A 10,891-nucleotide genomic window follows, 5' to 3' on the forward strand; every position below is an offset into this window, starting at 1 on the left:
GTGGCCAAGCGGGAAGGTGGGATCGCCGGCTTCCTAAAGACGGATGTAATGAAGCTCATTACTACTGGTGCCAGCGGCAAAGAGGTTACTGGCCAAGCTGCAGTAGAGGTTACCCACGAGGGTGCCGAGTATAGGATTACCCTCACCCAGTTCGGCGGGCCCGATCCCAATCATATCTGGGTTATCGACGCGGTGGAAAAGGTGTAGGTGGAGGGCTGCTTCCATTAACCAGCAGTAAGTGGCCTGGAAAGAATATAAATGGCCGGTTGCTTCAGCTAACCGGCCATTTATAATCCTGACATAAAATAGTTTATAGTTTTCAGTAAATTAGGTTGAAGGTCTATATCTTTAAGTAATATATGCCGAATAATCATATTGGGTGAATGTCCTAAAAGAGGGATTTATCATTAGATGTCGAAGATACCTAGTTAAGTTTGCTGCCTTTCACCATAACTTATATCTTGCATTTCAACCTTGGGGTGGTAGAGGTGCTCTTTGCTTACCAGGCTGTTGATACCTCAGGAAAGAAGCTGCGGGGGACCCTAGAAGCTGAAAGCCAGCGCCACGCGTTGGATCAGCTGTTTGGTCGTGGGTATACAGTCACTTCTCTTCAAGAAGCCAAGGACAAGACCAACTGGCTAAGCGCCATGACCGGCCGAGGGCTTTCGTTAAAGGACCTGGCCTTCTTCACCAGGCAGATGGCAGCGCTGATTGGCGCAGGAATCCCTCTGGTCGAAGCCCTAGGGGTGGTAGTAAAGCAGACTAGCAACAAACGCTTACAAGAGATCCTTTCCCAGGCCCGCCGGGATACGGAGAACGGGGATGCGCTCTGGCAGGCTTTGGAACGAAACGGGCCTCAACTGCCCAATATCCTGATAAGCATGGTTCGAGCTGGGGAAGTCGGGGGCAATTTGGATGAAGCCTTTCAGTTGCTTACCAAGCATTTTGAGCGGGAGCACGATTTGCAGGAGGAGATCAAGGCAGCGACTGCCTATCCGGTAGTGGTAGTTTGCTTTGCGATTGGCATTGCCTTGTTCTTGTCACTGGCGGTGCTGCCGAGGTTCGCTGCCATGTTTTCCGAAATGGGGGCCCAATTGCCTTTGCCTACCAGGGTACTGATTGGGGGCAGCAATTTTATTCGCCATAACCTGGCTGGCATCATTATTGGTCTGTTGGCTCTGGTTTGGGGTGGGCGAGTGTATTTACAAACCGACCGGGGCAGGAGGGCTTGGGATCGCTTCTTGCTGAAAGCACCTATTATCGGCGGGTTAAACCTAGAGCTGATAATGGCTCGCTTTAGCCGCACCCTGTCCAGTTTGGTGGCAGGAGGCGTACCTATCCTACAAGCCTTGGAGGTGGTGGAGGATACAGTTGGCAACACGATAGTGTCGGGTGGATTGTTTAAGGCACGACTCTTGGTGAGGGAGGGGGAGAGCATAGCCGGGCCTCTGCAGCAGACCGGGTTCTTTAACCCGCTCACCATCCAACTGGTTCGGGTGGGTGAGGAGAGCGGCCGGCTGGAGGAGATGCTGCAGCACATTGCCGATTACAACGAAAAGGAAGCTTCGTACTTGATTACCCGTCTGAAATCGCTCTTGGAGCCAGTTTTGGTGTTAATTTTGGCTGGCATGGTAGGGTTCATCGTCGCCGGTATCATGTTGCCGCTATTTGCAGCTGGAGGAGCGCTAGCAGGTGCTTGATAGTGGAAAAGCTTTACAACTGACGTACGGGAGCAGTTTATCTTTGGGAAGTTTTACCTTTAGGGATGGGAGGAGGACCAACATGTCAATTATGAAGGCAGTATGGAAAGCCCAGCGTCGCCGGGAGAGAAATGAAGCCGGGTTTACCTTCCTTGAAGTCATGGCGGTAGTAGCAGTCATCGCCATCCTGGCTATTTTGATTGTGCCAAGGATACTAGCGTCACTAGACACGGCGAAAAAGAACACTGATGATAGCAACCTCAACATGTTACAAGGGGCAGTTGAAAGGTACCATTTCGATAAGGGTAGTTATCCGACAGGTACGGATGCTGACGCTGCGATTACTGAGTTGATAAATGCCGGGTATATTGACAAGAAACCTAAGTGCGAGACTGGTTCTTGGACTTATGCGGATGGGAAGTTTGGCATCTCTAGGTAGCCAATGGTTTTTTCTGGAAAGCACCGAGAGAGGTAGGGACATGCCTATTCGCAACAGGGTTAAAGCGAAAAAGCAATTTCGTGATCGCCGCTCCTTTGGAATAGCTGGCGAGAATGGTTTCTCCCTCATCGAGGTGCTGGCGGCGGCAGCTATCCTGGTAGTGGGGTTTGTGGCCATTATGGGTATTTTCGGTAATACCCTAGGGGTGGCTGGTCAAAGCCGGGAGCAAGCCATTGCCGGGGACCTGATCCAGGAGAAGGTGGAGTGGTTAAAGGGTAAGGGCTTGGATGCTCTGTTGAACGAAAACATCCTGCAATATAACGTACCGGGAAACCGAGATTCAGGCTTTGTGCCTATTACGGACCAGGTAACCAGGAGCCATATCACTTACACTAGGCGGGTGGAAGCTTGGTGGGTAGAGGGCTCGGTTCCAAGTTATACTCTGGTGAAGTTTAAGGTCAGCGTCAGCTGGAAGGGGAGTTCAGGTGACGTTCAAGAGGTCACAGTTTATACGGTTTTGGGGAAACGAGGCAAGTAGCCGGGCCCATAGTAGCGGTTTCACTTTTGTGGAGGTCATGGCGGCAGCGGCCTTAATGGCTATAGTCAGCTTGGCCATTGTAGCTATGTTCCGGGGCGGGATTGGTGCTTGGGAGCAGGGCAGTAGCTTCGTAGAGGCCCAGCGCGACCTGGAGCTTGCCGCGGATCGTTTTGCCCGCCAAATCCAGCAAGCCCAAGGACCAATTACCGTCCCCAATCCCCAAACTGTGGACATTGACCGGACAGCGACTGATAATACTCATATCTACCTGGAACTCAAGGTTAAGGATGGGTCACTGAGCTTAGTTTGCCGGACAGTCCAAGCTGGGACCACTATCAAGGAAGAGGTCTGGGTCTCCAAGCTAAGTGCTGGTGCCTTTGAGATGGTGACCAAAGATACTGATACTACAGTAAAGACAGTAAAGATAACGCTTACCCGCCAAGCTGCCACCCAGCCAGTTACGGTAGAGACCGTGGCCTCGCGCAGGCTTTAACAAGGAGGTGAGGGGCAATGATCAAAAATGATCGCGGATCGGCCTTGGTATTGGCCCTGATTAGCCTGGCTATGCTTATGGTCCTCAGTGCCGGGTTGGTCACCATTACCAATAACGAATGGCGCTCCTCCAAGCTCAGCGTGCGGGACCTAGAGTATAAATACTTGGCCGAATCCGGTATCGAGCGGGCGCTGGCGGAGCTGCGGCGGGACATGCTTTGGACCCCGACCCTGGGTCAGTTCCAACCAGTGGACGGAGACCAAGGCTACAAGTTTGACCAGTGGGAATGGGATAGTGCAAGACAGGTCTTCGAGATCAAGAGTACCGCAGTGGTTGCTGGACAGCCCCACACCAGCATTTATGTGGAGCTAAAGCCAGAAGCCTTGCCTCACGCGTTCAACTATGCGGCCTGTGCTCAGAACGAGTTTCGCGCAGGTGCTTTAGGGATCCCGGGTCTAAGTAACATCTACATAAATGGGGAAGTCCATGCCAACAGTAAGATTTCTATGGTGAACGGGTTATTGCCTCCTTTTGTTGAGAAGGTTAGCACCGATGATAATGATCCAGGCGATTTTACGTTTATTGACCTGTTGGACATCTTGGGTTTAGGTTTATGGCGTCCACCGAGGGGCGAGCCTGGACTCGTGTTGCAGCCTACAGTAGATTGGGATTACTACAGGAGAGCTGCTCAAGATTTTGGTCGATACTTCGATCATTCCGTAACCCTACTTGCAATAGGCAGTCTTGATCGGCTGATTTTTGTGGATGGGGACGCTACCATAATAAGTGCTGAGTTGGAGCGATGTACGTTGGTAGCCACTGGGTATGTTTGGATATATGGACTTGATGTGTTAGATCTCTTCAATTCTGGAAAGTTGACTATTATAGCTGGCCAAGACATCAACTTCGATGTAAACATAAACTTGCTGCACCTAAGTAAAACCAGGGGGATATTTGTGGCTGGACAAGATATCAATGTGCCGTTGGGGCTGAACCTGTTGGAGGGTATGAAGGGCACGTTAGTTGCAGGGAGGAACATTAATTTCACACTAATACCCAAAGGTGTGTCCATCGGACTAGGAGTCAAATTAGAGTACGACTCTGACGTCAGTAACCCCCCGCCTCACGTTTACTGGACAACCACTGAGCCTCCCAAGATTGTGAAGTGGGTTGAGACTAAGGCGTAGGAGAGATGAAGAAGGCCAAATTAACAAAAAGGAGTCGGTGAAATTGGCTTTCGGAGCGAGGAAGCAAGGCAGCCTTGTAGCGGCGCCCAATGGTAAGCCCAAGGCCAGTATTGTGGGTAAGAGCAAACCTTTGGCGTTCAGCCCTGGGGTGCAGACTGGATTGGCAGTTGGGCCGTACAAAATTCGGGTAGTGCAATTGCGCCGGGGAGGACGAAAGTGGCGATTGCTGCGCTTTGGCGAGATCTTGACCCCGCAAGGGGCCATAAACCAAGGCAACATCCGTTATCCCCAGGAAGTCGGACAAGCTATAGCCGAGCTTTTTAGCCGCTACCAGATCAGTCCTACAGGGGTAATTGCCTCTTTTAGCGACTTGCCTGTATTTATTCGCCATTTCACTTTCCGCAAACTAAGCCGGCGTGAGCAGGAAAAGTCGGTCCTATACAAAGCTGCCACTGAGCTTCCCATTCCCATGGAGGATCTAATTGTTGATCATGCGGTGGTGGGCCGAACCGAGGATCGTAAAGACGAGATCATGGTGGTGGCAGCTAGAAGGAGCCAGCTGGAGCAGTTTGTAAAGGCCCTAGAGTTAGGGGGAGTATCTATTCGGGTCATTGACTTGGAAGCCTACGCTCTTTTACGTTCCAGCCGCCCTCCTACGGTCTCAGCCAATGCCGTTTTTCTGGTGGTGCATGTGGGCACCGACCAGACTCAGCTTCACTTTTTTGAAGGGGAGATATTGCGCTTTAATCGGAGCTTGATGTGGGGTTGGCTCAGCTTTGCTGGCAAGGAATCCGGGGAACGCGATCAAGTGTTGGCCGACTATGTAGCTGACATTGAGCGCTCCATAACTTTTTATCGCCGCCAGTATGGTCCTCAGGGAGAATTGGCCGTTATGGTTACCGGCGAGGGAACCCCAGCCTCGTTGGCACCTGAGATAGAGTCTCGCTTGCAGCTTCCTGTGGAAGTGGCCGACTCCTTGCAATATATAGAACTCGATGCCAACATTGATCGGGTGACCGTAAATGAGCTTAAAAGCCATTACAGCGTACCTATTGGCTTGGCCTTGCGCGGGAGGTGAGGGCATTGGCAAAAATTGAATTCAACCTTTACCGCCCTGAGTTGACATCGTCTGCGCTTGCCCCAAGGAAGTTAAAGCTCTCTACTGTGGTTATATGGATCAGTTTGGGGTTAGTTTTACTAGTGGTTGCTCAGCAGCTCTTGATCTGGAACGTCAACCGGCAGATCAACGCTACTCGGCGAGCCCTGGAAGGAGCTCAAGCTAGCCAAGCCCTCTTGCAGCAGCTTCGCCAAATCGATCAGCAGCTTCGCCAAGAAGCGGCCTTGGCCAAAGAGATCCAAGCTGGCATTCCCAAGTGGAACCAAGTAATGACCAAAGCTAAAGCGCTACTGCCGGCCGGCGTTAGTCTCCTAGAGAGCCAGCAGCAGCAAGGAGTCGTGGTTTTGAAGGGAAAAACCTCAAGTCAGGCTCTAGTGGCGGCCTACGCTCGGGCTCTAGAAAGGGAGGGTACATTAGGGTCGGCGGACGTAGCTGAGTTCCGGGTCAATCCTGACGGCAGCGTTGCTTTTGAAATCCGGCTAACTCCTTATGGATTAAAGAAGAATGAAGGAGGCGAAGGCTAGTGCAAGCTCCAGCCGTAAGTGAACGCGAAAAGATCATATTGACCGCCTCCGGGATGTTAATCGTTTTTCTCCTGCTACTCAATTATTGGTTTCTCCCTCAGCATGGGATACTGGAAAAGCAACGGAGCGAGCTGGCTGCGCTCAAGGCCAAATGGGTGGAGGTTAAACCTTACGCCGAGCAGCCAGCGGGATTAGAAGCCCGTTACCAGCAAATGCAGCAACAGCTGGAGAAACAGAGAGCCTATCTTAGCCCCACCCGTAATGCTTCCGGGCTCATTGATGCTTTAGGCGACCTAGCCAAGCAGACCGGCGTCAGCATTACCAGCTTTAAGAGTGGGGAAATCAAGCCTTCAGAGAAATATAGTACTTGGAGCATCGACATTACTTTCAACGGCGATCCTGGTGCTGCCTTAAGATTTCTCGAAGGGATGGAGAACTTCAGCCGGCTAACCGAAGTAACTGATTATGTACTGTCCATGGATCCATCTAAACCTGGACCGCACGAGATCAAGGCCAGGGTTTACCTGTTATTGCCGGCCACGGCCAATTCCACTAAGGCCTAAGATGCTTTTGAGCTAATTCACCATCTTGTCTCCACAAAGAAGGGTGAAAGCCTTGGCTGAGGAAAAAAGACTTCTGGGGCAAATCTTGGTCGAACAGGGCAAGATTACGCCAGAGCAACTGAGAATCGCACTGCAAAAACAAAAAGATACCGGAGCCCGTTTGGGCCAAGTATTGGTCAGCCTAGGTTATCTCACAGAAGATCAGGTGATCAAGACGTTGGAAGACCAGCTGGGCGTAAGCCGAGTCAACTTAAAGGAGATAAAAGTTGATCATGAAGCCATCGAGATCGTTCCCAAACAGTTAGCCCAAAAATATAAAGTCTTTCCGGTCAAGCGCACCGGAGATAGGCTGTCGGTAGCCATGTCGGATCCCTTGAACCTGGCGGCGCTTGATGACCTGCATATGAGCACGGGCTTGTTGATTACGCCCCTTTTGAGTACAGAAGCCGAGATCGATGAGGCCATCAGCAAGTTTTACGGTTTACCCTACCCGGTGGAGGCAGCCTTGCGCCAGCTAAGCGCCGACGAAGCAGTAGAAGAAGCTGAAGAGGGCCCCATCATCCGGCTGGTGAACTCGATTATTGAGCGAGCAGTGCGGATGGGAGCTAGCGATATCCATTTTTCGCCCGAAGAAGATGCTTTTCGTATCCGTTACCGACTCGATGGTTTTCTCCAAGATGTGATGAGCCTGCCCAAGCAAAGCCATCCTCCCATTACGTCGCGCTTGAAGATCATGGCGCGAATGGACATTGCTGAAAAGAGGGTTCCCCAAGATGGTCGAATCCAGATGACCGTGGATGGAAGCTTGATTGACCTCCGAGTTTCGTCATTGCCCACAGTCTTAGGAGAAAAGGTAGTGCTGCGGGTACTGGATCCGCGCTCGGCTTTAAAAGAACTGGATGAGCTAGGTTTTAACCCGGAGGCGCTGGAACGCTTTCGCGCCATTATCCACTCTGCCTACGGTCTAGTTATGGTCACTGGTCCGACCGGTAGCGGCAAAACCACCACCCTCTATGCTGCCCTACGCCGAATAAATGACCGTACCCGCAATATCGTTACTCTAGAAGATCCGGTGGAGTACATGCTCCCAGGAATATCTCAGGTGCAGGTGAATACCAAAGTTGGTCTATCCTTTGCCTCGGGGCTAAGATCCATTCTCAGGCAGGATCCTGATATTATCATGGTGGGAGAGGTACGGGATCCGGAGACGGCAGCTATGGCCATTCGCTCGGCTATGACCGGACATTTAGTACTGAGCACAGTTCACACTAACGATGCCATTGGTGCCATTTATCGGTTGATTGATATGGGTATTGAACCATACCTAGTAGCTTCATCAGTAATCGGGGTGGTAGCCCAGCGATTGGTGCGACTGGTTTGTACTCGCTGTGCGGAAAGTTATGAATTAGCTCCTGATGCTCCGGAACGGCAAATCTTGCAAGCAGAACCGGACCAACCCGTGGTTTTGCGCCGGGGGCGAGGCTGTACCCAGTGCAACCATACCGGATATAAAGGCCGAGCAGCTGTCAGCGAGGTGGTTCCCATTAGCGCTAGGATTCGGGAGCTCATCTCCAAACGTGCTCCTGCGGACGAGCTCAAGCAGGTGGCAGTGGAAGAGGGCATGATTACTATGCAACAAGACGGGCTAAACAAGGTATTGCAAGGGGTTACCACTCTGGAGGAAGTATTGAGGTGCACGCAGCTGGTAGGGGTGGATACGCCTAGCGTACCTGGGGTGAGCTTCTTATGAGCTCTATCTTTACGGCCAGGAGCAGTAATGCTAATATGAGCCTGAGGTGAAGTTTTGGGGGTAGAGTGATTGCACCATCACGATTACTGGTTTGAACTTGGATCCGGCCGAACCCGGCTGGAGATCTATGCCAAAGCCATAGGTACCCATGGATTAGTAGTAATCATTGAGGGCGGCGAATGTCCGCACATAGGTGCAGTGGCATTGGCTCAGCCCCGGCCTAGCTTGCGCGATCCCCACCGAAACAGCGCTACCACTTCGGTTTTGGCCTTATTAGGACACAAGGACGATGAGGTAGCCCGGTCGGTGGCAGAGGAATTGGCCCGAGCATCCGGGCGAGTGACCACTGTGGTTGCAGGTATTCATATCGATCAGGCTAGCCAGGAAGAAATTGCGCAGTTCCGGCAGTTGTGCGCCCAGGCTGCGAGGCAGGTGCTGGATTGGTTGGCGTCAATTCATGCTTAGCGAGGGGAAGAGAGTGCCACCAGGGGGACTCAACCGAGCCCGATTCGGGCGGATTTATGTTATCGACCGCGAGGTACGGCGGGGGCGTTATCCCAGCATCAAGTGGCTGGCTGAGAAGCTAGAAGTTACTACCCGTACCATCCAACGCGATGTCGCATATATGCGCGATCAGCTGGGTGCCCCTCTGGAGTGGGATAGCGCTCGTAAAGGCTATACATATGGCGGTCGGGAGAAAGAATTTACTTTGCCTCAGCTGCATTTAACTGAAGGCGAGCTCATCGCTCTCTACCTAGGCCAGAAGTTACTGTCTCAGTATTCCGGGACACCTTATGAGGAACCCATCCGCAGCGCTTTTGAGAAGGTTTGCCTTTTACTTCCAGAGACGGTATCTGTAGACTTGAGCCTCGTGGATCAAATAGTCTCCTTTAACGTGGAGCCTATCCGCGGCGATGAGGAGAAGGTCCTAGCTATTTATTCCGCTTTGGCCGGCGCCATCGCCAACAAGCGAATAGTCTGGATGCGATATTATTCAGCTAGTAGCGATAAAGTGGCAGAAAGGGAAGTTGACCCTTACCATTTGCGCTTCTATGAAGGGGCCTGGTATCTCATCGGATACTGCCATCTCCGGAAGGAAGTACGGACGTTTGCCTTGGACAGAATTCTAGATATAAAGGTTACTGAGGATGGTTTTGATTTTCCTGCCAGCTTTTCCCTGCACGACTACCTAAAAGACGCTTTTGGGTTGGAGCGTGGACCCCGACCAGTAGAGGTTGTCATTCTCTTCGATGCTCATGAAGCCCGGTGGATCAGGGAGCGAGTCTGGCACCCTAGCCAAGATGTGGAGATTCGTCCTGATGGTAGCTTATTGCTGCGGCTTAAAGTCAGCGGCTTGGGAGATATTAAGCGCTGGCTAATCGGCTTTGGCGCCCATGCCCAGATCATTTCTCCCCCTTCGCTGCGCCAGGAAGTGGCAGAAGAGATCCGGGCTTTACAAAAGCTTTACGAAGACAAGCAGGGAAACCCGGATCAGTAGCGTAGTTATTAGGCATAAGATTAAATGGCATAAAACTTAGGTAGGGAGAGGATTGACCAGGTGAAGAGCCGAGCGGCATGGGTTGTCCTGATAGCTTTAGTTATAGTTTTACTGTTGGTGGGCTTCAGTAGCTACAATGGCCTGGTGGGGTTGGAAGAGCAGGTAAATAGCAATTGGAGCCAAATCGACAATCAGTTACAACGGCGTGCTGACTTGATCCCCAATCTGGTAGAAACAGTGAAGGGCTATGCTGCCCATGAAAAGGCAGTTTTTGATAATGTTAGCGCTGCTCGGGCCAAGCTGGCTGGTGCTCAAACGGTAGCGGAGAAAGGAGCTGCCAATGCCGAGCTGACTAGTGCCTTGAATAGGTTGCTGGCGATCGCTGAAAACTATCCTAACCTCAAGGCTGATGCCAACTTCAGGCAGCTGAGCGATGAATTGGCCGGTACGGAAAACCGGATCGCTGTGGCTCGCCGCGATTATAACAATGCTGTGCAGAAATACAATACGGCCCGCCGCCGTTTTCCAACGGTGCTTTTTGCCAACCTCTTGGGTTTTGGACCCCGAGATTATTTCCAAAAAGAGACTGGGGCCGGCGAGGTACCTCAAGTCAAATTTTAGAAAGTGGGGTTTTTGGTGCAGCGCTATTGGGCTCTGACTTTTAGTGCTTTTCTGCTGCTGGTACTGGCGCTTGCGGTGGCCCTTGCTTTACCAGGGCTTGGGTGGGCAGCTACCCCGGTGCCGCCACCGCCAACCCAGAATATCTATGTGTACGATCAAGCCAACCTCATCGACCCTGCCCAACGGGAGCAGATGCTGGCCATTGGAGAAAAGATTAACGCTGCCACCAAGGCCCAGGTGGTGGTGGCGACGGTTGACACCATTGGCCAAGACCCCATTGAAGACTATGCCCTAGAGCTCTTTAGACAATGGGGTATCGGAGACCGTCAAAAGAACAATGGAGTACTCCTGTTGATAGTTAAGGACAGGATGCTTTCCGGGCAAAGTGGCAAGGTCCGCATCGAGGTAGGGTCTGGGTTGGAGGGGGCTATACCCGATGGAAAAGCTGGTCGGATCCTGGA

At 51.9% G+C, this 10,891-nt stretch carries 14 protein-coding genes; all 14 read left to right on the plus strand.

From position 1 onward, the window contains the following. On the plus strand, positions 1-207 hold a 207-nt coding region (locus H5U02_11100; protein ID MBC7342968.1), incomplete at its 5' end, for a hypothetical protein. Positions 208-488: 281 nt separating this feature from the next. Next, complete coding sequence (locus H5U02_11105; GenBank protein ID MBC7342969.1) at positions 489-1,700, plus strand: type II secretion system F family protein; 1,212 nt, start codon at positions 489-491, stop codon at positions 1,698-1,700. An 82-nt stretch (positions 1,701-1,782) separates the two neighbouring features. Then, complete coding sequence (locus tag H5U02_11110; protein MBC7342970.1) at positions 1,783-2,139, plus strand: prepilin-type N-terminal cleavage/methylation domain-containing protein; 357 nt, start codon at positions 1,783-1,785, stop codon at positions 2,137-2,139. A gap of 40 nt (positions 2,140-2,179) precedes the next feature. After that, the gene (locus H5U02_11115; protein MBC7342971.1) at positions 2,180-2,677 is read left to right on the plus strand and encodes a prepilin-type N-terminal cleavage/methylation domain-containing protein; all 498 of its coding nucleotides are present in this window, start codon (positions 2,180-2,182) and stop codon (positions 2,675-2,677) included. Continuing rightward, positions 2,625-3,170, plus strand: a complete 546-nt coding sequence (locus H5U02_11120) for a prepilin-type N-terminal cleavage/methylation domain-containing protein (GenBank protein MBC7342972.1) — start codon at positions 2,625-2,627, stop codon at positions 3,168-3,170. The genes H5U02_11115 and H5U02_11120 overlap by 53 nt, the downstream gene beginning before the upstream one ends. Before the next feature lie 17 nt (positions 3,171-3,187). Beyond that, positions 3,188-4,357 carry a hypothetical protein gene (locus H5U02_11125; protein ID MBC7342973.1) on the plus strand — a complete coding sequence of 390 codons (1,170 nt, stop codon included), beginning with the start codon at positions 3,188-3,190 and terminating at the stop codon, positions 4,355-4,357. A gap of 43 nt (positions 4,358-4,400) precedes the next feature. Beyond that, positions 4,401-5,435, plus strand: coding sequence for a pilus assembly protein PilM (gene pilM / locus H5U02_11130; protein MBC7342974.1), 1,035 nt, complete (start codon positions 4,401-4,403; stop codon positions 5,433-5,435). Between the two features lie 5 nt (positions 5,436-5,440). Continuing rightward, the gene (locus H5U02_11135; GenBank protein MBC7342975.1) at positions 5,441-5,998 is read left to right on the plus strand and encodes a hypothetical protein; all 558 of its coding nucleotides are present in this window, start codon (positions 5,441-5,443) and stop codon (positions 5,996-5,998) included. Beyond that, on the plus strand, positions 5,998-6,561 hold the full coding sequence (gene pilO, locus H5U02_11140; GenBank protein MBC7342976.1) for a type 4a pilus biogenesis protein PilO: 564 nt from the start codon (positions 5,998-6,000) through the stop codon (positions 6,559-6,561). Before H5U02_11135 ends, pilO begins: the two co-directional genes overlap by 1 nt. Before the next feature lie 52 nt (positions 6,562-6,613). Further along, positions 6,614-8,311, plus strand: a complete 1,698-nt coding sequence (gene tadA / locus H5U02_11145; protein ID MBC7342977.1) for a Flp pilus assembly complex ATPase component TadA — start codon at positions 6,614-6,616, stop codon at positions 8,309-8,311. A 69-nt stretch (positions 8,312-8,380) separates the two neighbouring features. Continuing rightward, positions 8,381-8,776: a hypothetical protein gene (locus H5U02_11150; protein ID MBC7342978.1), complete on the plus strand. Its 396-nt coding sequence runs from the start codon at positions 8,381-8,383 to the stop codon at positions 8,774-8,776. A gap of 13 nt (positions 8,777-8,789) precedes the next feature. After that, on the plus strand, positions 8,790-9,809 hold the full coding sequence (locus H5U02_11155) for a WYL domain-containing transcriptional regulator (protein MBC7342979.1): 1,020 nt from the start codon (positions 8,790-8,792) through the stop codon (positions 9,807-9,809). 60 nt (positions 9,810-9,869) lie between these two features. Then, the gene (locus H5U02_11160; protein ID MBC7342980.1) at positions 9,870-10,430 is read left to right on the plus strand and encodes a LemA family protein; all 561 of its coding nucleotides are present in this window, start codon (positions 9,870-9,872) and stop codon (positions 10,428-10,430) included. A 51-nt stretch (positions 10,431-10,481) separates the two neighbouring features. Continuing rightward, a partial coding sequence (locus tag H5U02_11165; GenBank protein MBC7342981.1) for a TPM domain-containing protein occupies positions 10,482-10,891 on the plus strand: 410 nt, incomplete at its 3' end.

This window comes from Clostridia bacterium (assembly GCA_014360065.1).
In the GTDB taxonomy this organism is placed as follows: domain Bacteria; phylum Bacillota; class DSM-521; order Neomoorellales; family JACIYF01; genus JACIYF01.

Coding starts and splice junctions, on each gene's coding strand:
- H5U02_11110 (MBC7342970.1), top strand. CDS start 1,783: ATGTCAATTATGAAGGCAGTATGGAAAGCCCAGCGTCGCCGGGAGAGA.
- H5U02_11115 (MBC7342971.1), top strand. CDS start 2,180: ATGCCTATTCGCAACAGGGTTAAAGCGAAAAAGCAATTTCGTGATCGC.
- H5U02_11125 (MBC7342973.1), top strand. CDS start 3,188: ATGATCAAAAATGATCGCGGATCGGCCTTGGTATTGGCCCTGATTAGC.